At 72.5% G+C, this 24290-nt stretch carries 20 protein-coding genes; 5 read left to right on the top strand and 15 right to left on the bottom strand.

Annotated elements, in window-relative coordinates; translation table 11 throughout:
- The first annotated feature begins 175 nt into the window (after positions 1–175).
- On the top strand, positions 176–2128 hold the full coding sequence (locus ACFWRO_RS32950) for an ABC transporter permease (protein ID WP_384517004.1): 1953 nt from the start codon (positions 176–178) through the stop codon (positions 2126–2128).
- A gap of 22 nt (positions 2129–2150) precedes the next feature.
- Here the strand turns inward: ACFWRO_RS32950 and ACFWRO_RS32945 are convergent, their stop codons facing one another.
- From ACFWRO_RS32945 to ACFWRO_RS32935, 3 genes are all read right to left on the bottom strand, one after another.
- Positions 2151–2570, bottom strand: coding sequence for a molybdopterin-binding protein (locus ACFWRO_RS32945; protein ID WP_384517001.1), 420 nt, complete (start codon positions 2568–2570; stop codon positions 2151–2153).
- Between the two features lie 379 nt (positions 2571–2949).
- Positions 2950–3405, bottom strand: a complete 456-nt coding sequence (locus ACFWRO_RS32940; RefSeq protein WP_384516998.1) for a hypothetical protein — start codon at positions 3403–3405, stop codon at positions 2950–2952.
- 167 nt (positions 3406–3572) lie between these two features.
- The gene (locus ACFWRO_RS32935) at positions 3573–4826 is read right to left on the bottom strand and encodes an NAD(P)/FAD-dependent oxidoreductase (protein WP_384516995.1); all 1254 of its coding nucleotides are present in this window, start codon (positions 4824–4826) and stop codon (positions 3573–3575) included.
- 137 nt (positions 4827–4963) lie between these two features.
- Here ACFWRO_RS32935 and ACFWRO_RS32930 point away from each other — a divergent pair, with 137 nt between their 5' ends.
- Positions 4964–7387, top strand: coding sequence for a protein kinase (locus ACFWRO_RS32930; RefSeq protein ID WP_384516992.1), 2424 nt, complete (start codon positions 4964–4966; stop codon positions 7385–7387).
- A 23-nt stretch (positions 7388–7410) separates the two neighbouring features.
- Here the strand turns inward: ACFWRO_RS32930 and ACFWRO_RS32925 are convergent, their stop codons facing one another.
- The 9 genes from ACFWRO_RS32925 to ACFWRO_RS32885 all read right to left on the bottom strand — a co-directional run bounded on the left by ACFWRO_RS32925 (position 7411) and on the right by ACFWRO_RS32885 (position 17584).
- A complete protein-coding gene (locus tag ACFWRO_RS32925) occupies positions 7411–8523 on the bottom strand; it encodes an agmatine/peptidylarginine deiminase (RefSeq protein ID WP_384516989.1) in 1113 nt (370 codons plus the stop codon).
- 1 nt (position 8524) lies between these two features.
- Positions 8525–9379 (bottom strand): ABC transporter ATP-binding protein, encoded by an 855-nt coding sequence (locus ACFWRO_RS32920; protein WP_384516986.1) that lies wholly within the window; start codon positions 9377–9379, stop codon positions 8525–8527.
- Positions 9372–10427, bottom strand: coding sequence for an ABC transporter ATP-binding protein (locus tag ACFWRO_RS32915; RefSeq protein WP_384517009.1), 1056 nt, complete (start codon positions 10425–10427; stop codon positions 9372–9374). Before ACFWRO_RS32915 ends, ACFWRO_RS32920 begins: the two co-directional genes overlap by 8 nt.
- A gap of 14 nt (positions 10428–10441) precedes the next feature.
- Positions 10442–11302 carry an ABC transporter permease gene (locus tag ACFWRO_RS32910; protein ID WP_384516983.1) on the bottom strand — a complete coding sequence of 287 codons (861 nt, stop codon included), beginning with the start codon at positions 11300–11302 and terminating at the stop codon, positions 10442–10444.
- Entirely contained in the window at positions 11299–12276 is a 978-nt protein-coding gene (locus tag ACFWRO_RS32905) for an ABC transporter permease (RefSeq protein ID WP_384516980.1), read from the bottom strand. The genes ACFWRO_RS32910 and ACFWRO_RS32905 overlap by 4 nt, the downstream gene beginning before the upstream one ends.
- Complete coding sequence (locus ACFWRO_RS32900; protein WP_384516978.1) at positions 12273–13994, bottom strand: ABC transporter substrate-binding protein; 1722 nt, start codon at positions 13992–13994, stop codon at positions 12273–12275. Before ACFWRO_RS32900 ends, ACFWRO_RS32905 begins: the two co-directional genes overlap by 4 nt.
- A 142-nt stretch (positions 13995–14136) precedes the next feature.
- Positions 14137–15150, bottom strand: a complete 1014-nt coding sequence (locus ACFWRO_RS32895) for an agmatine/peptidylarginine deiminase (RefSeq protein WP_384516975.1) — start codon at positions 15148–15150, stop codon at positions 14137–14139.
- A gap of 278 nt (positions 15151–15428) precedes the next feature.
- Positions 15429–16010 carry a TetR/AcrR family transcriptional regulator gene (locus ACFWRO_RS32890; protein WP_384516972.1) on the bottom strand — a complete coding sequence of 194 codons (582 nt, stop codon included), beginning with the start codon at positions 16008–16010 and terminating at the stop codon, positions 15429–15431.
- A gap of 83 nt (positions 16011–16093) precedes the next feature.
- Positions 16094–17584 carry a serine/threonine-protein kinase gene (locus ACFWRO_RS32885; protein ID WP_384516969.1) on the bottom strand — a complete coding sequence of 497 codons (1491 nt, stop codon included), beginning with the start codon at positions 17582–17584 and terminating at the stop codon, positions 16094–16096.
- 135 nt (positions 17585–17719) lie between these two features.
- Between ACFWRO_RS32885 and ACFWRO_RS32880 the strand changes: the two genes are divergently transcribed.
- The 3 genes from ACFWRO_RS32880 (at position 17720) to ACFWRO_RS32870 (ending at position 20598) form a co-directional block, all read left to right on the top strand.
- Positions 17720–18325: a TetR/AcrR family transcriptional regulator gene (locus ACFWRO_RS32880; RefSeq protein WP_384516966.1), complete on the top strand. Its 606-nt coding sequence runs from the start codon at positions 17720–17722 to the stop codon at positions 18323–18325.
- A gap of 225 nt (positions 18326–18550) precedes the next feature.
- Positions 18551–19714, top strand: coding sequence for an agmatine/peptidylarginine deiminase (locus ACFWRO_RS32875; protein ID WP_384516963.1), 1164 nt, complete (start codon positions 18551–18553; stop codon positions 19712–19714).
- 2 nt (positions 19715–19716) lie between these two features.
- Positions 19717–20598, top strand: coding sequence for a DUF4436 domain-containing protein (locus ACFWRO_RS32870; protein WP_384516961.1), 882 nt, complete (start codon positions 19717–19719; stop codon positions 20596–20598).
- Positions 20599–20600: 2 nt separating this feature from the next.
- Here ACFWRO_RS32870 and allB read toward each other — a convergent pair whose 3' ends face one another.
- Genes allB through ACFWRO_RS32855 form a run of 3 tightly spaced genes read right to left on the bottom strand, consistent with a single transcriptional unit; the run spans position 20601 to position 24221 of the window.
- Positions 20601–21938: an allantoinase AllB gene (allB, locus tag ACFWRO_RS32865; RefSeq protein ID WP_384516958.1), complete on the bottom strand. Its 1338-nt coding sequence runs from the start codon at positions 21936–21938 to the stop codon at positions 20601–20603.
- 37 nt (positions 21939–21975) lie between these two features.
- Positions 21976–22701 (bottom strand): aspartate/glutamate racemase family protein, encoded by a 726-nt coding sequence (locus ACFWRO_RS32860; protein WP_384516955.1) that lies wholly within the window; start codon positions 22699–22701, stop codon positions 21976–21978.
- A 38-nt stretch (positions 22702–22739) separates the two neighbouring features.
- Entirely contained in the window at positions 22740–24221 is a 1482-nt protein-coding gene (locus ACFWRO_RS32855) for an NCS1 family nucleobase:cation symporter-1 (RefSeq protein WP_384516952.1), read from the bottom strand.
- Between the last annotated feature and the right edge of the window lie 69 nt (positions 24222–24290).

Genomic DNA, 24290 nt, shown 5'->3' with positions numbered 1-24290 from the left:
CCTCCACACCTACAACCACCACCGCTGCCACACCGCACTCGACGGACACCCGCCCATCAGCCGCGTCAACAACCCTGCGGGTCAATACACCTAGGTCTTCCGGACCGCCAGGGGCTGTCCGTACCCGGGGGGACGGACAGCCCCTCCCCATGTCTTCCTCACTGCGGGGTCATCGATGAAACGAGCAGGCGCGCGTACGCCCGGCGCACGTCCCCCTCTGACGCTGGCGCTGCCCGCGTTGCTCGCCGTGGCGTTCCTGACGCTCCCGCTGCTCGGGATCCTCGTACGGACCGAGTGGGGCGAGCTCGCCGACCACCTGTCGTCGCCGGGGACCGTCGAGGCGCTCAAGCTGTCGCTCCTCGTCTCCTTCTGGGCGCTGGGGCTCTCGCTGCTGCTCGGTGTGCCGCTCGCCTGGCTGCTCGCCCGCGTGCACTTCCCCGGCAAGGCGCTCGTCCGCTCGCTCGTCCTGCTGCCGATGGTCCTGCCGCCCACCGTCGGCGGTGTCGCCCTGCTCCTCGCCTTCGGCAGGCGCGGGCTCCTCGGGCCGTGGCTGGAGAGCACCTTCGGCATCACGCTGCCGTTCCACACCTCCGGTGCCGTCCTCGCCGCCACCTTCGTCGCGATGCCGTTCCTCGTGATCAGTCTGGAGGGCGCGCTCGGCGGGCTGCGGCCCCGTTACGAGGAGACGGCGGCCTCCCTCGGCGCCTCACCGGTACGCGTCTTCTTCACCGTCACCCTGCCCATGGTGGCCCCCGGGGTCATCGCGGGCGCCGCCCTCACCTGGGCACGGGCGCTCGGCGAGTTCGGCGCCACGATCACCTTCGCCGGGAACCTGCCCGGCACCACCCAGACCCTGCCCCTCCAGGTCTACCTGCTGCTCCAGGACGAACCGGAGGCGGCCACGTCCGTCTCCCTGCTGCTCCTCGCCATCGCCATGGGCGTGCTCATCGCCCTGCGGGGGCGGTGGACGGGCACCCCGACGGACCGGGAGCGGCGTCCCGCTCCCCCGGCGGACGCGGAAGTCGAAGCGGACGCGGACGCGGGACCTGTCGTAGCGGCCAAGGAGGAGCCTGTCGTCGCGCAGCCCTCGGAACGCTGGACCCTGCACGCCGAGCTCACCGGCTTCACGCACCTCACCCTGGACGCCGAAGCGGGCACCACGATCGCCGTCGTGGGCCCGAACGGCGCCGGGAAGACCACCCTGCTCCGCGCCCTCCTCGGCCTCACCCCCCGCGCCCACGCGGACCTCACCCTCGGCGACACCGACGTCACCGCCCTGCCGCCGCACCGCCGCCACGTCGCCTGGGTCCCCCAGGACGGCGCCCTCTTCCCGCACCTGACGGCCCTCGCCAACACCGCCTACGGCCTGCGCGCCCAGGGCGTCGCCCGGGGCGAGGCCCGGCGCGAGGCGCAGGGGTGGCTCGACCGGCTCGGGGTCGGCCATCTGTCGCACCGCCGCCCCGGTCAGCTGTCCGGCGGCCAGGCCCAGCGCGTCGCCCTGGCCCGTGCCCTGGCGGCCAGGCCCCGGCTCCTGGTCCTGGACGAACCGCTCGCCGCGCTCGACCAGACCACCCGCGCCCATGTACGGCACACCCTGCGCACGCACCTCGCCGGTTTCGGCGGCGTCTGCCTGATCGTCACCCACGACCCCGTCGAGGCGGTCTCCCTCGCCGACCGCGTCCTCGTCCTCGACGACGGACGCGCCCTCCAGGACGCCTCCCCGGCCGAGGTCACCCGCCACCCGCGCTCCCCCTGGGTGGCCCGCATGCTCGGCCGCAACGCCTGGCCCGGCACCGCGACCCCCGAGGGCCTCGCCCTCGACGGCGGGGGTGTCCTGGTGGCTGCCGACCCGCCACCGCCGGGGACCCCGGCGCTCGCGATCGTCGCGCCCGAGGCGGTCTCCGTCCACCGCGAGAAGCCGGCCGGCAGCCCTCGTAACGTCTGGCGCGGCACCGTACGCGAGATCACCAGCAGCGGCAGCCGGCTGCGGGTCCTCGTCACCTCCGAGGGGGCGCCCGACCTCGTCGCCGAGATCACCCCGCAGGCGGCCGCCGAACTCGGCCTCGCCGACGGGGTGTCCGTCTGGACCAGCGTCAAGGCGACGGAGCCGACGGTCGTTCCGCTCTGATCCCTCCGCCTCCTTGGGCAGGTCAGGCGGCCGAGAGGGAGATCTCCGTCGACTTGATCAGGGCGACGACGGAGGTGCCGGCGTTCAGGCCCAGGTCCTCGACGGCGTCCTTGGTGATCGCGGCGGTCAGCTCGCCGCCCTGCACGGAGACCTTCACCGAGCCCATGGCGCCGCCCGTCGCCACGTCGGTGACCGAGCCGGGGAGCTGGTTGCGGATGGAGATCCCGGTGACGGGGCCGGTCGCGAGGGCGACCTCGGTGGACTTGACCAGGGCCTTGACCGAGGAGCCCTCGGCCAGGCCGAGGTCCTTGACGGCGTCGGCGGTGATGGCGGCGGTGATCTCCTGGCCGCCGTCCAGGCGTACCTTCACGGACGCCATGGCCTCACCCAGGGTGACCGCCGTGACGGTGCCGGGGAGCTGGTTACGAATGGACAGGGTCATGGAACACACGCCTCACATAGCCGGGATCCAACAGTCGTCACTTCTGCGACCTGCACTGAGATCGACGCTACCCGGGACGAGATCGCTTGCCGCGACGCACATCGCATCCACCAGCCGAACGGACGCGACTACCTCGCGTTTCCACGAATGCCCCCGCTGGATGATCCACCGGTCGCATCCGGTCCGTAGGGAACCGTTTTCTGTGCCTGCGTCCAATGCCCCTGGCCGAAAACGCCTGCTTGACTGGCCTCACCGGGCCGGTGCGGAGGAGTGGCTCTCGCCGCGGCGGCACAACCGGACACGGGAGCCCTGCGCACCACAACGCGATGGTTTCGGTGCGCAGGGACCCCGGCGGTCGTCCGAGCCGTGTCCTGAGGGTTCAGCTGGGTCCCGGGCGGGTCGCGGCCGCGGACCGGTGGCGGCTGCGGCGCGTTCGCAGCGCGTCCGTGGGGCGCCGGTGGACGATACGGAAGCGGTGGCTCTCGCGGGCGAGTTCGCGGCCCTCGGCGTCCACGAACCGGCCCGTCACGTCGTACGTCCCGCAGCCCCGCCCGACGGGAAGCCGCTCGGCCGGCAACTGGATCTCGTACGGCCCTCCGGCCCGGAACCCGCCGAGGACGTTACGGGCGCTGGCGATCGCCCTCCCCTCGTACGACCGCTCCTCCACGAACGTCAGCCCGTCGACCTCCTCGCCGGTACGGAAGGTCAGCGCGACGCCGACGACCGTCCCCTCGGGCAGCTCGACGACGTCCTGCCCGGGCAGGCCCAGGTCCACGGTGACCCGGCCGAACTCGTCCGACACCAAGGCCACATCCAACAGTTGGAAGACCGCCATCTCGGACTCACGACCTCTCGCCACGGACGTCCGTCGCGTTCACCCCAGTGGAATCCACGGTACGCCTCGACGGCGGTCACGCCGCGTGTGCGGGGGGCCACGTGACGTGCCGCGCGCCGCGCCGACGAGGCCGGGATCACCCTCCGTGACAAGCTGCGCTCCTGCGGCTACGCGGTCGCCCTGCGGTGCCTGTAGTTGACGGCGGACGCCTTGGCCACCGCCACGGGGTTCAGGAACCGCAGCGGGCCGATGAGGCGGGACCCGAACAGGTGCATGTGCCGGGCCAGGGACGCGTCGCGCGCCGCCGCCGAGAACATCAGCCGCTCCAGGGGGTTGAACGGCCTGGACTTGGCGAAGTCGGCGGCCAGGTTCTGGTGCGGGCCCAGCCTGCGCCGGTGCCTGCGGGCGTACAGGGCGAGCGACTTGTCGAGGTCGCCCTGACCGGCCAGGGCCGGGCCGACCGCCTCCGTCAGCCAGTGCGCGGTCTCCAGGGCCCACCCGCAGCCCACTCCCCACAGCGGATCGCTGGTCAGCGCGGCGTCGCCGATGAGCGCGAGGCCCGGGGCCGTCGCCTTGCGGCTGTGCAGGGGGTAGTCGAGCAGGCCGATGATCTTCGAGACGCGCTCGGCGGAGTCGATCGGCGGCGCCTCGGGCAGGGCGCGGACGAAGGCGTTGAAGCTGCCCTCCAGGTCCTCCCGGAACTCCGGCAGCCGCTTCTTGTCCGGGACCACGGCGAGGACCGTGATCCCGTCGTCGTTCGGGAACGCGTACGCCATGTCGGGCTCCAGGAACCAGGTGTGCCCGATCCCGTCGCGCAGCGGCAGGTCCCGGTAGTGCGCGAGGTAGGCGAACCGGGTGTTCTCGTACTGCCGCGTGGCCACCCCGGCGTACTTCGCGACGGCCGAGTCCTTGCCGTCGGCGCCGACCACCAGGCGGGCCCGTATCTCCCGCTCGCCCTGCGGTGTCGAGGCGCGCACCCCCACCGTCCGCCCGGCTTCGGTGACCAGGCCCGACACTTGATGGCCGAGGAGCAGATCGACGCCCGGGGTCTGCGCGGCCTGGGACCTGATCAACGGATCGAGGGTGCTGCGCCGGACGTTGTACGCGTACGGCAGCTCCGGGCCGCCGGGCGCGGGCCTCGGCTCGATCCAGCCCCAACGGGTGTACCAGCGGGCGTCGTTGTGGACGGCTCCCGCCTTCTCCAGGGCGGGGACGAGGCCGATCTCCTCAAGGATCGGGTAGGCGTTGGCCGTGATGGAGTGGGTGCACAGCACCTTGTACGCCTCGGGGGCCGAGCGGCGTTCCAGCAGGGCGACGCGGGCGCCTCGTCGGGCGAGCAGGACCGCCGCGGCGCTGCCGGCGAGGCTGGCTCCGCTGATGACGACGTCGTAGTCGTCCCTCGCGCTCTCAGGCTTGGTCATGGCGCTGATCTCCCCCTCGGGGTGTGATGAGCCGTTCACGGGAGTGGTCGTCCAGTACAACTGCTGTCAGGCGCGTGCCGAATGGTAGTGCGAGATAGTGTGCCGCTGACGGTGCGTACACGGGGGCGAGGCGGGAGATGACACTGCGGGACGGGGATCCGCGGGCGATCGGCGGGTACGTCCTGGTCGCCAGGCTCGGATCCGGCGGGATGGGGACGGTGTACTCGGGGCGGGCCGCTTCGGGCCGGCTCGTCGCGGTGAAGCTGGTCCACCAGCAGTTCGCCGACGACCCCGAGTTCCGTACCCGGTTCCGGCAGGAGGTGGCGGCCGCCCGGCGGGTGAGCGGGGCCTTCACCGCCGCCGTGGTGGACGCCGACCCGGACGCGCAGCGGCCCTGGATGGCCACCCAGCTCGTGCACGGGCGGACGCTGGGCGCGCGGGTGAAGGCGGACGGGCCTCTGCGCGGCGAGGAGTTGCGGGGGCTCGCGCTCGGCCTTGTGGAGGCGCTGCGCGAGCTGCACACCACCGGGGTGATCCACCGCGATCTGAAGCCGGACAACGTGCTCCTCACGGACGACGGGCCACGGGTCATCGACTTCGGGATCTCGCGGGCCGCCGGGCAGAAGACGCTGACCTCGACCGGCCAGATCCTGGGCACACCGCCGTACATGTCGCCCGAGCAACTGTCGGCCCCGGCACGGGTGCAGGCGTCCTCGGACGTGTTCTCGCTGGGCTCGGTGGTGGTCTTCGCCGCGACCGGGCGGGGGCCCTTCGACGCGGACTCGCACTACATGACCGCCTACCGCGTGGTGTCGGAACCACCGGAGATCGGCGCGCTGACCGCTTCGCTGCGCGCCGTGATCGGAGCCTGCCTCGCCAAGGAGGCGGCCGACCGGCCGGGACCGGACGAGCTGCTGGCCGCCCTGGCGGAGATCCCGGCGGCCGACTGGGAGTCCCCGGTACGCGAGGGGGAAATCGAGGAGCCTGGAAGGCGCCCGGACGGGCCACCGACCGAGGACGCCGGTGGCCCGCCCACCGGAGACGCGGGTGGTCCACCGACCGGAGACGCCGGCGGGCCGCCCACCGGGCCGGTCAGGGACATCGCCTCCGACGCGAGCGCGAGCGCGGCAGCCGTGCGGCGACGGCGGCGGTTCCGCCGGCGCTCGCTCCTCGCCGTCGTGCTCGTGGCTTCGCTGCTGGCCGGCGGCGGGGTGTACCTGCGGTACTTCCAGCCGGACGGCGCTCCGCGGGACGACGCCAAGACCCCTTCCTCCCAGGGCTCCACGCGGCCGCCCGCCCGGCCGGCCACCACCGGGACCCTCCCCCCGTACGTGGCCACCGACGGCGGCAGCCCGGCCGGCAACCGGGCCTACGCGGACTCGCCCGCCCGGCGCCCCGCCGGCTGGCGGGCCTGGAACGGCGGGGACGACATGGGGGCCTGCGCGTACGCGGACTCCTCGCTCGTGTGCACGGCGCCGGGCCCCGAGGCCGGTTCGGACGACACCCTCAGCCGGTTCGACGCGGCGACAGGCGAGCCGCTGTGGGGGCAGCTCCTGGAGGACGTCGTCGACGGGCAGAGCCCGTTGGTAGCCCCCGGAGCCGTCGCCGGAAGCCATACGGTGATCGTGCTCGGAAGGGACGGGTTCACCGCCCATGACCTCTCCGACGGCGCCCCCCGCTGGGAGTTCCCCACCACGAAGCGGCTGCGGCGGCCGGTCCTCGACGCGGACGGCAGCCGGGTGTTCGCCGTCGACGCGTCGGGCACGGTCACCGCGCTGGAGACCCGGTACGGCAAGGTCCTGTGGCAGCGGACGGTGTCCGGCTCCGAGGACGGCTACCCGGTGCTGCGGGTCGACGCGGACCGGGTGTACGTACAAGGGCGGTCCCAGAGCCCGGCCAAGGGGTCCCAGAGCTTCGTGACCGCCCTCGACGCGGCGACCGGGAAGGCGCTGCCGTTCGGGACTCCCGAGGACGGCACCCGGTTCGCGCTGCCCGGGACGTGCGCGACGCGCGGGCTGACGCTGACCGAGGACGAGAACACGCACGTGAGCGAGGGCGAGGGCGACGACGACTCCGCGCCCGGGGCGACCGTCTTCCTGTGCGCCAAGGAGGACGGGACGGGTGTCCTGCGCGGTGATCCCGCCTGGCGGCGGGCCGCGGACATCCCGTACGCCGGTACGACCCTGTCCGGACCGACCGCGGCCGGGGAGAAGCTGTACCTGCTGGCGGCCGCGCCGAAGGGCGAACCGGCGTTCATCGAGCTCGACCAGAAGTCCGGCGCGGCCGTGTGGCGGGTTCCGCTGGCGGAGGAGTGCCCGGGCCTGGAGCGCCCGGAGGCGTCGAACGCGGTGGTGGTGACCGATGGTCTGGCGTACGTACGGTGCCGGACCTCGGGAGTGGTGATCGACCTGGCCTCCCGTGAGAAGACCGGCCGGTTCACCGTCCCTCGTGGTGGTGTCCCCACCGGTCCGGACGGCGCGTCCGGCTTCCTGGTGGTGGGCGGAGTGGTCTTCACCCCGACCACCAAGGGCTGGTCCGCCGTCGAACCCACCCGGGCCTAGACCCGGGTGGGGCCGACGAGAGGTCAGGCGACGGGCTGCTGCTGGGTGACGCAGTGGATGCCGCCGCCGCCCGTGCCCAGGCGGTCGATGTTCAGCTGCTCGATGACGCGGTCCGGGTAGAGCCGGGCGAGGGTCGCCCGGGCCGCCTGGTCGGCCTTGGTGTCACCGAAGTGGGCGCTGATGACGGCGCCGTTGCAGAGGTAGAAGTTGGCGTAGGAGGCCAGGAAGTCCCGGCTGGTGGAGCGGATCTTGTTGTAGTCGGGGCCCTGGAGCTTCATCACGTCCATGGGGGCGCCGGTCGCGGTCGTCGAGGCGGTCAGGATGCTGTGCTGCTGGCGGGCGTCGCGTGCGTAGGCGTCGTTGTCCGAGGCCAGGGGCATCTGGACGAGGGCCTCGCCAGGGGCGAGGAAGCGGGACGTGGCGTCGACGTGGTCGTCGGTGATGTCCTGGCCGCGGACGCCGTCGAACCAGATCATCTTGGAGGCGCCGTACGCGTCGAACAGCGCCGTCTCGATCTGGCGCTCCGTCATCCCGGGGTTGCGGTTGCGGTTCACCAGGCTGCTGCGGGTCGCCATGAGGGTGCCCGCCCCGTCCGGCTCCACGGCGCCGCCCTCGCCGACCAGGTCGGCGGAGGTGAACGGGACACCGACCCAGGCGGCGATCCGCCCGGCCACCAACGCGTCCTTGGTGTGGGCCTGCTTCTTGCCCCAGCCGTTGAAGTTGAGGCCGACGGCGTCGAGGCCGCCCTGGCCGTCCGTACGGAAGACGGGCCCGGTGTCGCGCATCCACGCGTCGTCGACGGGGATGGAGCTGATGACGGTGACCGTGGAGCCGCACTGCGAGCGGGCCTTGGCGGCGCTGCCGGAGTTGGCGCACATGACGACCGGTTCGTACTTCGCGATCGTCCGGGCGATCAGGGCGATGTCCGCCTGGACGCCGCTCAGCTTGTTCCCCCAGATGGAGGTGGAGTCGGGCCAGGCCATCCAGGTGCGGGTGTGGCGGACGTCCTCGACGGGGACCCGGAAGGTGCCGGCGGCCGCGCGGGCCCGGCCCTGGGTCGTGGTGGCGAGGGCGGCGCCGACGGCGGTCGCTCCGGCGGCGACGAGGAATCCTCGCCTGTTCAGGGATCGCGTCACTTCATCCTCCTGTGTGGGGGTGTGCCTGCGGGGACGACAGCTCGAGGCGGGCCGCCGCGATGCCGTCCGGGTTCCAGCCGGGGCGCGGTACGGAGTCCAGGAGCAGCCGGGTGTACGGGTGGTGCGGCGCGGCGAGCACCTCGCTGGTGGCGCCCGCCTCGACGACGCGGCCGCGGTGCATGACGAGGACCTCGTCGGTGACGCACCGGACCACGCCGAGATCGTGGGTGATGAACAGGTAGCCGATCGGGGTCCGTTCGCGGATGTCTGCGAGCAGGTTGAGGATCTGGGCCTGGACGGACACGTCGAGGGCCGCGACCGCCTCGTCGAGGACGAGGACGGCGGGTTCGACGGCGAGGGCGCGGGCGATGGCGACGCGCTGGCGCTGTCCGCCGGAGAGCTGCCGGGGCAGCGCGTCGGCCGCCCGGGTGCCGAGGCCCACCTGGTCGAGGAGTTCCCGGATGCGCGGCTCTGGGTCGCGGTCGGGGAAGTGCAGGCGCAGGGTCTCCCGCAGGACCCGTTCGACGCTGGTCCTGGGGTCGAGGGAGAGGTACGGGTCCTGGAAGACCATCTGCACCTCGCGGGCCCGGGCGAGGCGCTGTGCCCGGCCGCGTACCCGGGCGGGCCTGGCCCGGCCCCGTACGCGTACGTCTCCGGCGTCGGCCCGCTCCAGGCCCACGACGATGCGGGCGGTGGTGGTCTTGCCGGAGCCGGAGCCGCCGACGATGCCGAGGGAGCCGCCCTCGGGCAGGGTGAACGAGACGTCGTCCACGGCCCGTACGGTGCCGAAGGTTCTGCTCAGGCCGGCGGCGCTCAGGAGGGGTTCGGTGTCGGTCCCAGATTCGGTTTCAGGCATCGACGACCGCTCCTTCTTCCGCTCCTGCTGCCGGTCCTGCTTCGGCGAGCCGGTCGCTGTGGTGGCAGGCGGCGACGTGTTCGGGCCGGCCGGGGGCCGGCCGGGGGTCCGGGGCGGTTTCCCGGCAGATCCCGGTGGCGAGGGGGCACCGGTCCGCGAAGGCGCAGCCGGGCAGGGGGCTGCGCAGGTCGGGTGGCTGACCGGGGATGGCGGAGAGCCTGCCGCCGGGGGCCGTGAGGCGGGGGGTGGAGGCGAGCAGGGCCGCGGTGTACGGGTGGCGGGGGCGCTCGAAGAGGGCTTCGGCGGGGCCGGTCTCGGCGATCCGCCCGGCGTACATGACGTAGACGCGGTCGCTGATCGCCGCCGCGAGGTCGAGGTCGTGGGTGACGAAGAGCAGCCCGGTGCGGAAGCTCGCGCGGAGCCGGGCGAGGAGGGCGATCACCTCGGCCTGGGTGGTGACGTCGAGCGCGGTGGTCGGTTCGTCGGCAAGGAGGAGGGCGGGGTCGCCCATCAACGCGGCGGCGATCACGACCCGTTGCAGCATGCCGCCCGAGACCTGCGTCGGGTACTTGTGGAGCGTGGACGCGTCGAGGCCTACGGCGCCCAGCAGTTCGGTCGCCCGGGCGGTGGCCGTCGGTCCGTCCATGAGCCCGGACGAGCGGACGCCCTCGGTGAGGAAGTCCCCTATGCGGCGCAGCGGGTTGAGGGTGGCGCGGGGGTCCTGGAAGATCATGGCGACGGTGCCCGCGCGCAGGGCGCGCAGCCGGTCGGCGGTCGCGGTGAGGACGTCGCGGCCCTCGACCAGGACGGTGCCTTCGGTGGTGGCGCCGGGCGGCAGGAGCCCCAGGGCGGCGCGTGAGGTCAGGGACTTGCCGGAGCCGGACTCGCCGACGAGGGCGACGGTCTCCCCCGGGCCGACCGTGAGGTCGACGCCGTCGAGGACGGGCCGGGCGGTGCCGGGCAGGCCGAGGCGCAGTCCCCGGATGTCGAGTGTGGGCACGGGCGGCTCGGGCGTCGGCACGGGTGGCTCGGACGTGGCCGAGGTCATCGGGGTCATGGGGCTCATCGGGCCCTCCTGGCTACGCGGTCGGCCCAGCGCTCTCCGACCACGTTGAACGCGACGACGGTGAGCACGACGAGGACGCACGGCAGGATCGCGGAGAGCGGGTAGCCGTGCTGGATGGAGGTCTGGCCGTCGAAGACCATGCGGCCCCAGTCGGGCGTGAGCGGTGGCACGCCGAGGCCGAGGAAGGACAGGCCCGCGAGGTCCATGAGGGCGTAGCCGAAGTTGATGGTGGACTGGGCGAGGACGACGGGAGCGATGTTGGGCAGGATGTGGCGCAGGCAGATCTGGAGCGCCGAGTGCCCTTGCACCTGGTAGGCGCTGACGTACGGGCGGGCCCGTTCGGCGAGGACGAGGGTGCGGGTGAGCCGGCTGACGTACGGCAGGTAGGCCAGGCCGAGCGCCGCGACGGGGGCGAGCAGCCCCTCCCCGTACACCGAGACGACGAGGATCGCCAGGAGCATTCCGGGGAAGGCGAAGACGAGTTCGGTCGACCGGGACAGGACGGAGTCGAGCCAGCCGCCGCGCCAGGCCGCGGCGGTGCCGACGGCCACCCCCGCGAGGGTCGAGAGGGCGACGACGCCGAGCGGACCGAGCAGGGAGGTACGGGCGCCGAGCAGCAGCCGGGACAGGGTGTCGCGGCCGGCGGTGTCGGCGCCGAGCGGGTGGTCGGCGGAGGGCCCGACGAGGGCGGCGCCGAGGTCGACCGCGTTGGGGTCGTGCGGCGCCAGCCAGGGCGCGAGCAGCGCCGCGAGGACGACGAGCCCGACGAGGCCCAGGCAGATCAGGTGGAGGGGTGAACGGCCGGAGCCGGCGGTGATCTTCGAGAGTCCGGGGCGCCGGGTGAGGACGGCGGTCATGCGGTGGCCCCTCTCGTGCCGAGGGTGATCCGGGGGTCGACGAGGGGCAGCAGCAGGTCGACGATCAGGTTCACGGCCATGAACAGCGCCACGATGATCAGGGAGACGGCCTGGACGGTCGGGAAGTCCTTGGTCGTGGTGGCCAGTTCGAGGAGCTGTCCGATGCCGCCGATGCTGAAGGCCGTCTCCACGAGGACCGTGCAGACGAGGAGGGTGGAGACGATCAGGCCTCCGGTGGTGAGCACGGTGCCGAGCGAGTTGCGCAGCACATGGCGCCGGATGACCTGGCGTTCGGGGACGCCCCGGCTGCGCGCCACGGTCACGTGCTCGCTGTCGAGGGCTTCGAGCATGGCGGCGCGGGTGACGCGGGCGAGCATGCCGATCAGGTAGAGCGCGAGGGCGATCGCGGGCAGCGTCAGGTGCCACACCATGTCGAGGAAGCCGTCGCCCGCGCCGCCGCTGGGGAACCAGCCGAGGTTGACGGCGAAGAGGCCCTGGAGCAGGACGGCCGCGACGAAGGACGGGGTGCCGACGGCGAGCGCGGTGGCGACGAGGACGGCGGCGTCCGTCCTGCCGCCGCGTACGGCGGCGACCTTGCCGAGCACGAGTCCGACGAGGACGACGACGGCGAGCGCCATGGTGATCAGCAGCAGCGTGGTGGGCAGCCGGTCGGCGAGCAGCCGGGAGACGTCGGTGCGGTAGGTGAGGGACCGCCCGAAGTCGCCCTGGACGACGTCGCCGAGCCAGCGGAGGTAGCGCTCGGCGAAGGGGTCGTCGAGGTGGTAGCGGGCGTTGATCGCGGCGAGCGCCTCAGGTGAGGCGGAGCGTCCGGAGAGCAGGAAGCTCGCGGGGCTGCCGGGCGCCAGGTACATGGCGCCGAAGACCACGAACGAGGCGACGAGGAGGGTGGCGGCCATCTCGGCGACCCGTCGTACGGCGAACCTGAGGAAGGCGGGGAGGGCTACGGAGCTCATGGCGCGGCCCCCGGCTCGGTCCGGTCCGCGCCCGTGGCACTTTCGCCGGAAGCGCCCACGTCGGCGGCCCACGGGTAGTACATGTAGGCGATGGTGGTCGGGGCTCCGGTGATCCTCTTGTTGAGGAAGAGGGCGGTCGGCCACTCCGCCACCGGGATCCACGGCAGCTGTTCGGCGGCGTGCCGCTGGAGCTCGCCCTCGATGCGCAGACGCCGGTCCTGGTCGTAGGTGGAGGTGGCCTCCTCGACCATGGCGTCGTACCGCTTGTCGCTGTACCCGGCGAAGTTGAGGTACGCGCCGGTCCTGAAGTTCGTCAGGAGGTCGAGCGGGTCGGTGATCGAGTCGTAGTAGGTGAGCGGGAACATGTCGATGCCCTCGCGCGCCTCCGGGTCGGTGAAGAGCGCCGTGAAGGCGTTGGGGGCGACGGACTTGAGCTCGATCCGCAGCCCGATCTCGCTGCCGGCGGCCTGGACGGCGGTGGCGAGCAGGGAGACGTCCTGGCCGATGGAGCTGGTGGCGACGGTCAGGGTCTTGCCGCCGGCGCCGGCCTCCTTGACGAGCGCGCGGGCCTTCTCGACGTCGCGTTCGGTGGGCGGCAGTCCGGCGAAGGCCGACTTGCGCACGTCCGGGGAGCCCGCCGCCCACGCGGCCCGCGTGGTGAGGGAGCTGGTGGCCGTCCCGGCGCCGCCGAGCCCCGCCTTCACGAAGCCGGAGCGGTCCAGGGCGAGGGAGAGCGCCTGGCGTACGCGTACGTCGCCCAGCGCGCCGCGCATGTTCGTGATGCCGAGGTTGACCGTGCTGAGGCCCTCGCCGAACCAGAGGGTGCCGACGCCACTGCCCTTGAGCCGTCCGTAGCTCTCGGTCGGGATGAGGTAGCCGCCGTCGGCCTCGCCGCTGAGCAGCGCGTTGGTCCGGGCGGAGGGGTCGGTGAGGAAGCGGAAGACGACCTTTCCCGCCTTGGCGCGGGTGCCCCGAGCGCCGCCCCAGTAGCCGTCGAAGCGCTTCAGTTCGAGCGACTGCCCCTTCTGCCAGGCGCCGAGCTGGAACGGGCCGGTACAGGCGAGGCCGCCGGAGGTGCCGTAGTCGGCGCCGGCCGCCGTGACCCCGGCCTTGGAGGCGACGACACCGGCGGCGGTCGCCATGTACTGCGGGAACTGCGAGTCGGGCTTCTTCAGCTTGACGGTGACCTGGAGGGGGCCGGTCTTGCGGATGGAGGCGACGTTCTGGAAGTTCTGCGCCCAGGCTGCGGCGTTCGCGGGATCCGTCTGCCGGCCGAGGCTGAAGACGACGTCGTCCGCCGTCATCGTCCGGCCGTCGTGGAACCGCACGCCGCTCCGCAGGTCGTACACCCACGTGTTCGGGTCGGGGTTGGTGGCCTTCTGCGCGAGCCCCGGTTCGAGGGTGAGCCCGGGCGTCCAGCGCATCAGGCTCTCGCAGACGTTGGAGAGGATGGTGTTCTGCGGGTAGTCGAACGCCATCGTGTAGTCGAGCGTGGGCGGTTCCGCGTAGACGGCCCAGGTGAAGGAGTCGATCTCCCCCTTGGGCTTGGGCGTACCGGCCGAGAGCGCGAACGAGGCACCGGTTCCGTCCGCCCCGGCACGGGGCGGACCGGCGCAGGCCGCGAGGCCGGTGAGCACGGCGAGCGAGGCGAGGGCCGCGAGCGCGGTCCTGGCCTTGCGGCGTCCTGGGACGCGGGGCGGGGGCGGTGCGGTGCTCATCGTCGCGCTCTCTTTCGGTACGGCAGTCGGTACGGCGAGGGGAGGAGTGCCGAGGGGTACGGAGGGAGGGGTGAGGATGCGGCGGGGGCGGTACCCCAGGGGGCTCCGCGCGGGGGCTACGCGCGGGGGCTACGCGCGGGGGCTACGCGCGCGTGCGGGGCGCCGGGAGCTGCTGGGTGATGCAGTGGACGCCACCGCCGCCGTACGCGATCACCGGAGCGGGGACTCCGACGACCTTGCGGTCCGGGTGGGCGGCGGCGAGCACCTCCATGGCGGCCAGGTCCTGGGGGACCCCGGCCACGGGGACGACGAGGCCGCCGTTGGCCAGGTAGTAGTTCAGGTACGAGACCTCGATCTGCACGCCGGCGACCTCGCCGAACGCGGTCTGCGGCACGTCGACGATCTCCAGGGCCCGGCCCCGGGCATCGGTGGAGACCTCCAGGACGGCGCGGTTGGCGCGCATCCGGGCGTGGTCGGGGTGCTCGGGGTCCGCGGGCAGGGACACGACGACCTTGCCGGGCGCGGCGAAGGCGCAGACGCCGTCGACGTGGCCGTCGGTCTCGGTGTCGAGCAGTCCGCCGTACGGGAGCCAGATCACCTTCTCGACACCGAGCCGCGCCTTCAGCTCGGCCTCGATCTGGTCCCGGGTCAGGTCGGGGTTGCGGTTGGGGTGGAGGAGGCACTGCTCGGTGGTGATGAGGGTGCCCTCGCCGTCGACGGTGATCGCCCCGCCTTCGAGGATCATGTCGGAGGCGACCCGGTCGACGCCGAGGTGCTCAAGGAGCAGGGCGCTGATCCGGTCGTCGGAGTCGTACGGGTGGTGCTTACGGCCCCAGGCGTTGAAGCGGAAGTCGACACCGGCCCGGTTCCCGTCCCCGTCCAGGACGAACAGGGGCGCGGAGTCGCGGAACCAGGAGTCGTCGAGGGGCAGTTCGACGACGGTGACGTCGTCACCGCAGTGGGCGCGGACGTCGTCGCCGAAGCCGGGCGGGGCGACCATCGTGACGGGCTCGAAGCGGGCGATCGCACGGGCGACCTCGGAGTACTCCCACTTCACGGCGGAGAGCACGCCGCTCCACAGCTCCTCGCGGGTGGGCCAGGCCATCAGGCAGCCCTCGTGCTCGTCCCACTCGGCGGGCATACGGAAACCGGTCATCAGGGGTCTCTTTTCGGTCGTTGGAGAGGATCGTGGCTCTAACTGAATTTTCAGTCAAGACTCTGAACGAGAGAAAGCCGGGAGAACAGAGAGGAAGGGGGCTCCACGAGGAAGCAGGCGCCCCTGCGACGATGGCAGGGAGAGAGAGCGAGGGGGCGCTGCGATGAACTCACTGTGGCACTGACTGAAATTTCAGTCAATAGTTTGCCCAGGCGCCTCGGCCCTGGACGCGTACGCAGATGAGCAGAGGGTCCCGGCAGCGGGTCCCGAAGGCGGCGCTACGGCTGCCGCAGCCCGGCCAGCTCGACCTCGACGGCCTCCGACATGAGGGTGCGCGCGTGCTCGATCGCGAGGCCGCCGCTCAGCCAGCGCATGCTCAGGCCCTCAAGGAGGGCCGTGAGCCGTTCGGCGGCCGCCGCGAGCGTGACCGCGGGCGTGAGGGGCTGCACCTGGCCCAGGAGCCCGGCCACCTCCTGCACCCACACCAGGGTCGCCCGGGCGAGGTCCTCGCGCAGGACGGGGTCGAAGACGGCGCTCGCCCGCAGCTCGCCCCAGGCCGTGCTGTTCTCCCGCACCTCGGGGGTGTCCTGGAGTTCGAGGAGCAGGACCTGGTCGAGTTCCTCGCGGGGGCTCAGCGGCTCCGCGTCGATGTCCTGCGCGTTGGTGTAGCGCTCGGCGCGGTCGTTGATGAACTCCAACGTGTGCCGCAGGATCCCGGTGCGGTCCTTGAAGTGGTAGTAGATCAGACCGGTGGAGACGCCCGCCTCTTCGGCCAGTTCCTCCACGCGGAGCCCGCGGACACCGCGCCGGGCGATCACCCGCGCGGCCGCTTCCAGGATCTGAGTACTACGAGATGCCATGCCACGAACCCTATCCGCACCGGTCGGCCCGAACGTCAGCCCCGGTGCCTGCCCCGGTGCCAGCCGCTACGTCCGTACTGGCCTCAGCCCTGGCGTCCGTACTGGCTCAGGACGAGCGTGACGGGCCCACCGCCGGAGGCCCCGTCGACAAGGCGCGCGACGACGAGCCGCCTGCCGTCGGCGCTGCGGACGCAGAACGGCCGCTCGTCGGCGAGCTCTTCGTACGGAAGGCTCGTCACCGGTTCCGCGTCGATCCCGCGCTCGCAGTCGGCGGGGCCGAGGGCGTACCCCGAGGCGATGAAGGCGTCGGCGTCCTCGGGGAGCACGAACCCGCCCTTGTCGCGGGCGAGATACCAGGAGGCGGTGTCGGCGGGCGCCACCTTCCCGGCCGCCAGGTCGAACTCGTAGCCGTCGTCGGGCGCGGTCAGCTCCACGTCCGCGTAGCCAGGGGTGTACGCGACGCCCGACTCGCCGCCGCCCGGGTCACCCAGCCAGTACACCGCCCCGGCCGCGCCGACGAGCGCGGTGAGGACCAGGGCTCCGATCGTCAGTGCCGTACGGCCCCGCCGGGATCTGCGGCGGTCCCGGCGCGCGACCGTTCCGCCCCGCACGGCGCCGCTCGTCGCGACGCGCTCCGTGGGGATCGGGACGACGGGCCCCGCCGGGGCCGTCGGGACGGCGGCCCTGCGCATGACCTCGCGCCCGACCGCGCCGAACTCGGGTGCGGCGCCCACAGCGGGGTGTGCGCGGACGGCGGCGATCAGCTCGGCGGGTGTGGGGCGCCGCTCGGGCGCCTTGGCCAGGCAACGCCCGACGATCTCGCGCAGTTCCTCCGGTACGCGCGAGAGGTCGGCCGGCTCGTGGACCACGCGGTAGAGGGCCGCCGACTCGGGCCCGGTCCCGAAGGGCAGGGCGCCGCCGGCCACGTAGGCGGCCAGCGCGCCGAGCGCGAAGACGTCCGTCGCGGGCGTCACGGCGTGCCCGAGGGCCTGCTCGGGGGCCATGTACGCGGCGGTGCCGATCCTCAGGCCGGTGCCGGTGAGCCCGGTGGCGTCGGCCGCGCGGGCGATGCCGAAGTCGATGACGCGCGGGCCGTCCTCGGCGACGAGGACGTTGGCGGGCTTGAGGTCGCGGTGGATCACCCCCGCCCCGTGGATGACCTGGAGGGCCTCGGCGATCCCGGCGACGAGCAGCAGCACGGTGGGCGCGGGGAGCGGGCCCTGGCTCTCGACCACCTGCTGGAGCGAGGGGCCCGCCACATAGGCGGTGGCGAGCCAGGGGACGGCGTCGTCGGCGCCGGCGTCCACCACCTGCGCGGTGAACAGGCCGTGGATGCGGCGCGCGCTCGCGACCTCCTGGGCGAACCGCCTGCGGAACTCCGGGTCGGCCGCGAAGTCCTCGCGTACGACCTTCAGCGCGATGGGGCGACCGCCCGGCGTGTGGGCGAGGTAGACCACGCCCATGCCGCCGGAGCCTAGCCGGGCCTGGACGCGGTAGCCGCCGATCTCGTGGGGGTCGTCGGGGGTCAGCGGCGGGTGGACCGGCTGCACCACGGGCGGCTGGGTCGAGGACATGGGCGGCTCTTTCGGCGGTACGGAACGGCGAGGCCGATGGGGCGCACGGCACGCCCTGCGCCCGAGGGTGCCTGTTGACTAAACTTTCAGTCAATCTCGGTAGTCAAATCCCGGACCCCGGTGAAGGAGCACACGATGACGGAGCGCAGGGCGGCGGAACGCACGGCGAAGGGCAGGAAGACAGCGATCCTGGAGGCCGCGGCCCGGGTGATCGCCCGCCGTGGGGTGCGCGGGCTGCGCATGGAGGAGCTGGCCGCCGAGGCACGCGTCTCCAAGGCCCTCGTCTACTACCACTTCGCGGACCGCGCCGACCTCTTGCACCACACCCTGCGCTTCATCGTCGACCGGTCCGAGCGGTTCACCCGCGACGGACCACTGGAACGCCGGCTGCTCCGGGAGCTCCAGGACACCCCCGAGGTGCGGGAGAACAGCACCGCCTGGGCGGAGCTGCGGGCCAGCGCCGTCTTCGAACCGGAGCTGCGGGAGGAGCTGGCGCGGGCCGGCCAGGAGTGGATCCGGGAGATCGCCGACCTCCTGGGCCAGGCCGACCCGGCGGCCCCGGACGCGGCCCTGGTCGCCGCCGCCGAGCGACTCACCGTCCTCCTGGAGGGCCTGAGCACGCGGTGGCTCATCGGGCTCCTGCCGGTCGGCCACGCCTCGGAGCTCATGCGGGGCGCGATCGCGGCGGAGGTCGAGGGGCTGCGCCGACCGGAGACGCGCACCACGTGCACCGCGGCCTGAAGAGGCGAAGCCGGACCGCCCCAGGGCAGCCTTCAGCATTTGACTGAAAATCCAGTCAGTGCCACAGTGGCGCCACGGCCACCCCCACTCACGCCTCTGCCCAGCCGTCTCCACGGCCGCCATTCGCGTGAAGCCAAGGCCCGCGATCTCCGCCGCCGCGCCGCGTCACCGCGACCCGTCAGGCCGCCGCCGGATAGTCTCGCCAGCCCACGAACGGAGCACGTTGTGTCCCACTTCATCCCCTCCCGCCGCACCGCCCTGCGCGCCTTCGCCGGGATCGGCGCCGCCCTCGGCCTCGGCGCCACCGCGTGCGGCCCGGAGGGGTCCGCCAGCGCGGGCTCGACCACCGCGCCCACCCGCACCCCGGCCGCCGGCGGGGAGCGCCGCTTCGGCGCCGAGTGGGACAGCCACACGCGTACGTTCATGTCCTGGCCGGCCCTCGCCTCCGTCTGGGAGGACGACCTGCCCTACGTACGGGAGGACATCGCGCGCATCGCGCGGGCCGTCGGGGAGTACGAGGCGGTCGTGATGATGGCCCGCCCGGAGCAGGTGGCGGCGGCCCAGCGGGCGTGCGGATCGCAGGTCGAGGTCATCCCGCTCGCCGTCGACGACCTGTGGGCCCGCGACACCGTCCCGGTCTTCGTCGAGGACGGCGCCGAGCTCATCGGAGTCGACTTCAACTTCAACGGCTGGGGCGACAAGCAGGAGCACACCAACGACGGCCAGGTGGGCCGCAAGCTGCTCGCCAAGTACGGCATCCCGCGCGAGGTGGCGCCACTCGTCGCCGAGGGCGGCTCCTTCGAGACCGACGGCGAGGGCACCCTCCTCGTCACCGAGAGCTCGATCGTCAACGACAACCGCAACCGGGGGAAGAGCCGGGACCAGATCGAGGACGAGCTGATCGAGACCCTCGGCGTGGAGAAGGTGGTCTGGCTCGCGGGGGTCAGGGGCGAGGACATCACCGACGCGCACGTGGACAGCCTCGTACGGTTCGTCGCGCCCGGCGTGGTCCTGCTCGACCAGGCGTTCCCCGGCACTCCCCCGGACTCCTGGTCCCGCTCGGCCGACCAGGCGCGGTCGGTGCTCAGCAAGGCGACCGACGCGCGGGGCCGGCGCTTCGAGATCATCGACCTGCCGCAGCCCGACCTCGACAAGATCACCGGCGAGGGCGACGACTTCGTCTCCACGTACGCCAACTTCTACGTCGCCAACGACTCCGTGTTCCTGCCCAAGTTCGGCGACCGGAAGGCCGACGCGCGGGCGAAGGCGATCCTGCAGGAGCACTACCCGAAGCGGGACGTCGTGCAGTTGCAGATCGACACCATCGCCTCCGGCGGCGGCGGAATCCACTGCGCCACGCACGACCAGCCCGGAAAGCCCGCCGCCTGACCGTGTCCGGACGACGACCCCACCCGCGCCCCCGCGGCGGACTCCTCGGCGCGCTGCTCGTGCTCCTTGCCGTCGCGGCGGCCGTCGCGTGCGGGTTCTGGTTCCAGTACGGCGAACGCCAGGACCTGGACTCCCGCTACGAGGCGGGTGGGGAGGCTCCCGACCGGATCGACATCGACGCCACGGTCCAACGCGTCGACGCGGCCGGCCGGGAGCTGGTCCTGCGGATTCTGGTCACGCCACGCGGCGCTCTCGCCGAGGCGGGCGGGCTCTCGCCCGCCGAGGACCTGACACTGCAGACCTCGCCCGCTGTGCGCGGCGACCTCTCCTTCCCCGCGCACAGCCGCATCGCCACCGTCGACGTGCCGGTCGCGCTGTCGGGCGGCCCGATCACGGACTACCCCTTCGACAGCTACGACACGGAGCTGGAGTTCGCCGCCTTGCAGGGCGGCGAGAGCGTGCCCGTACGGATGAGGCTGTCCAACGGCGACACCCTGTTCTCGCTCGCCGCCGACGCCTCGGAGATCCGCGGCGCCGCGGTCTTCTCGGTGGAGGCGGCCCGCTCCGGCAGCGCGCTCGTCTTCGCCGTGTTCATGATGGTGGCGATGTGGGCCCTCACGGTCGCCGTCCTCATGGGCGGCTGGTACCTCGTGCGCCGCCGCAAGGGCCTGACCTGGCCCGCCCTCGGGTGGATGGCGGCCACGCTCTTCGCCCTTGCCGCCTTCCGCAACACGGCACCCGGTGCCCCGCCCATCGGCAGTCTCCTCGACTACCTCGCCTTCTTCTGGGCGGAGATACTGATCGCGTTCTGCGTGATCGTGGTGGTCGTCCGCGCCGTACGGGCGGAGGGACCGGCGCCGGTCGACCCACCCGCCGAACCCTAGTTTCAGCCGGTCCTGTCGAGGAGTCGGCCGGTGGGCGCGGCGAGGCTGCCCCGGTCGGCGATGCGCTCGCCGCGCAGCCAGGTCGATGTCACGACACCGTGCAGCGTCCTGCCCGCGTACGCCGTCACCCGGTTACGGTGCTCCAGCTCCGCCGGGTCGACGGTGAACGTCGCCTCCGGGTCGAGCACGGCGAAGTCGGCGTCGCGGCCCGCCTCGATCGCGCCCTTCCGGTCCAGGCCCGCCAGCCGGGCCGGGGCCTCCGACATCCAGCGGACGACGTCCTCCAGGCTCCGGCCGCGGCGCCGGGCCTCGGTCCAGATCGCCGGCAGACCCAGCTGAAGCGACGAAATACCACCCCAGGCAGAAGCGAAGTCCGGGGTCTTCAGATCGGCCGTCGACGGCGAGTGGTCGGAGACGATGCAGTCGATCGTCCCGTCGGCCAACCCCTCCCACAGCGCGTCCTGGTTCGAGGCCTCGCGGATCGGCGGGCAGCACTTGAACTCCGTGGCCCCGTCCGGCACTTCCTCCGCCGTGAGGGTGAGGAAGTGCGGGCACGACTCGACCGTGATCCTGACCCCTTCCGCCTTCGCGGCCCGGATCAGCGGCAGCGCGTCCGAGGACGACAGGTGCAGGACGTGCACGCGCGCGTTGAGGCGGCGGGCCTGGTTGATCAGGTTCTCGATCGCCGTGTTCTCCGCGTCGCGCGGCCTCGACGCCAGGAAGTCGGCGTACTTCTCCCCCGCCGTCTGCGGCGCCGCCGCCAGGTGGTGCGGGTCCTCCGCGTGCACGATCATCAGCCCGCCGAACCCGGCGATCTCGGCCAGCGAGTTCGCCAACTGCTCCTGGTCCAGCTGCGGGAACTCGTCCACACCCGACGGTGACAGGAAGCACTTGAAGCCGAAGACACCGGCGTCGAACAGCGGACGCAGGTCCTTCACGTTGTCCGGGAGCGCGCCGCCCCAGAAGCCGACGTCGACGTGGGCCTTCGGGCGGGCCACCTCCTGCTTGATCCGGAGGTGCTCCACCGTCGTCGTCGGCGGGAGCGAGTTCAGCGGCATGTCGAGGAGGGTCGTGATCCCGCCGGCCGCCGCCGCCCGGGTCGCCGTCCAGAAGCCCTCCCACTCCGTACGGCCCGGGTCGTTCACGTGCACGTGGGTGTCGACGAGTCCCGGCAGGACGACGTCGTCGCCGACGTCCTCGAGGCGGGCGCCGGCCGGCACCTCGGTGTCGTACGGCAGCACACCGGCGATCGTCCCGCCGGAGACGGCGATCGACGCGGGGCGCGTGCCGTCCGGGGTGATCACGCGGGTCGAGCGCAGGACGAGCTGTACCTCGGTCAACGGACGTTCCTCTCCTGGTGGTTGACGGTCAGCGGAGTCAGCGCGACCGCGGGGGCCAGTTGACGATCCGCTTCGGACGCGGCTGCGCGTACGTGCGGACCTTCGACGTCGACAGGCCGAGGCGGACGAGGGACTCCGCGATGGTCACGGCCGCGCTCACCCCGTCGACGACGGGGACGCCCGTGCGTTCCACGACGCGTTCGGTGAGGCCGGACATGCCGCCGCACCCCAGGCAGATCACCTCGGCCCGGTCGTCCTCCACGGCCCGCGCGGCCTGTTCGACGATCGCGTCGACCGCCGCCTTCTCGTCCCGCTCCAGGTCCAGTACGGCGAGCCCGCTGGCCCGCACCGAGGCGCACCGCGCGCTGAGACCGGCCGCGTGGAGGCGCTCCTCGATGAGCGGGACCGTACGGTCGAGGCTGGTGACGACGGAGTAACTGCGGCCCAGGAACTGGGCGGTGCTCGCGGCCGCCTCGGTGATGTCGACCACCGGGACGTCGAGCAGCTCCTGGAGGCCTTCGCGGCCGTGCTCGCCGTAGCCCGCCTGGATCACGGCGTCGAAGGGTTCGGGGTAGGCGCGTACGGTCTCCATCACGGCGATGGCGGCCAGGTAGCTCTCGTAGTTGCCCTCGACGGACTCCGCTCCGAAGGCGGGGGTCAGCGGGACGATCTCGGTGCCGGGCGAGGCGGCGCTCGCGGCCTGTTCGCCGATGGAGTCGGTGATGGACTGCGTGGTGTTGACGTTGGCGACAAGGATGCGCATGGTGCGTGTCTTCCGTACCTTCTGCTCGGCTCGGTGGGTCATTCGGCGGCGACGGCGATGGCCTCGCCGTCCACGTCCCGGATCGGGGCGGTACGGTCCGCGATCAGCGCGTACACGACGGCGGCGAGGATGGCGCCGACGAACCAGGAGAAGCCGGCGACCGCGTGGAAGAAGGGCACCAGGGCGACGATCACGGCGATGCCGGCGCTGGGCAGGAACGCGGCGACGGCCCGGGGGTTGAAGCCCCCGCGGTAGTGGTACTCGCCCCGCGGGTCCTCGGTGTAGAGGTCGGGCACGTTGACCCGGGCCTTCCGCAGCAGCCAGTAGTCGGCCATGATCACGCCGAAGAGCGGTCCGAGCAGGGCGCCGAGCCCGCCGAGGAAGTAGTTCACGACGATCGGGCTGTCGTAGAGGTTCCACGGCAGGATGACCAGGCCGATGACCGCGCTCACCACTCCGGCGCGGCGGAAGTTCAGCCGGCGCGGGAACAGGTCGATGAGGGCGTAGATCGGCGCCACGAAGTTGGCCAGCAGGTTCACGGCGACCGTGAGGGCGATGAGGGCGAGCGAGGCCGTCGCGAGGAGCGCCATGTTCGGGATGGTGCGGACGATGTCCGTGGGGCTCGTGATGACGTGTCCGTCGATCGTGAACTGGGCGCCGCTGAGGACCACCACGATCACGGCGAAGAACAGCATGTTCACCGGGATGCCGATCACATTGCCGCGCACGATCGCGCTCCGGCTCTTGGCGGACCGGGTGAAGTCGCAGAAGTTCAGTACGAACGTCCCGTAGATCACCACCCACAGCGCCGCCGCCTGCAGGATCTGCAGCCACATCGCGCCGCCGATGAGCGGTTCGTCGATCGAGACGGAGATGGAGGCGTCGGCGCGCACGAACATCCAGACGGCGAGGGCGCACATGGTGATCAGGGTGGTGGGCGCGGCGAAGGCCATGTACCTCCGGATCATCTGCATCCCGTAGCTGACGATGAGGAGTTGGAGCGCCCACAGGGACAGGAAGGTGATCCAGCCGAGGGTCGACTGGCCGAGGAAGGAGTTCGTGTCCAGGCCGCGCAGTCCGGGGAACAGCGCCAGGAGCAGGGCGCCGAGGACGGCGGAGGCGAGGTAGGTCTGGATGCCGAACCAGGCGATGGCGACGATGCCGCGGACGGCGGCCGGGATCTTCGCGCCCCTGATGCCGAAGGCGATGCGGCTCATGACGGGGAAGGGGACGCCCGTCTTGTGGCCCATGAACCCGGACAGTGTCAGCAGCAGGAAGAGCAGGACCGACGCGAGGACGAAGGCGGCGAGGATGCCCCACACGTTCAGTCCGAGCGCGAAGAGGCCGATGGCGAACGCGTAGTTCCCGAGGCTGTGGACGTCGTTGGCCCAGAGCGTGAAGACGTTGTACGCGCCCCAGCGGCGCCCTTCCCTCTTCGTGGGGGCCAGGTCGTAGGTGTACAGAACGGAGCTTGCGGCTCCGGTGGCCGTCCGGGGCGGCCGGTCCTCCACAGCAGTCATCGAGCGGGCCTCGCAGCTCATAGGGAGTTTCCACAGAGTGGAACTTGAATTCCGCGAGACAGAACGTAG

It is taken from the genome of Streptomyces sp. NPDC058579 (assembly GCF_042718575.1).
GTDB lineage: Bacteria > Actinomycetota > Actinomycetes > Streptomycetales > Streptomycetaceae > Streptomyces.
Note: the sequence above shows the minus strand (reverse complement) of the source record. Positions and strands in the feature narration are given on the sequence as shown.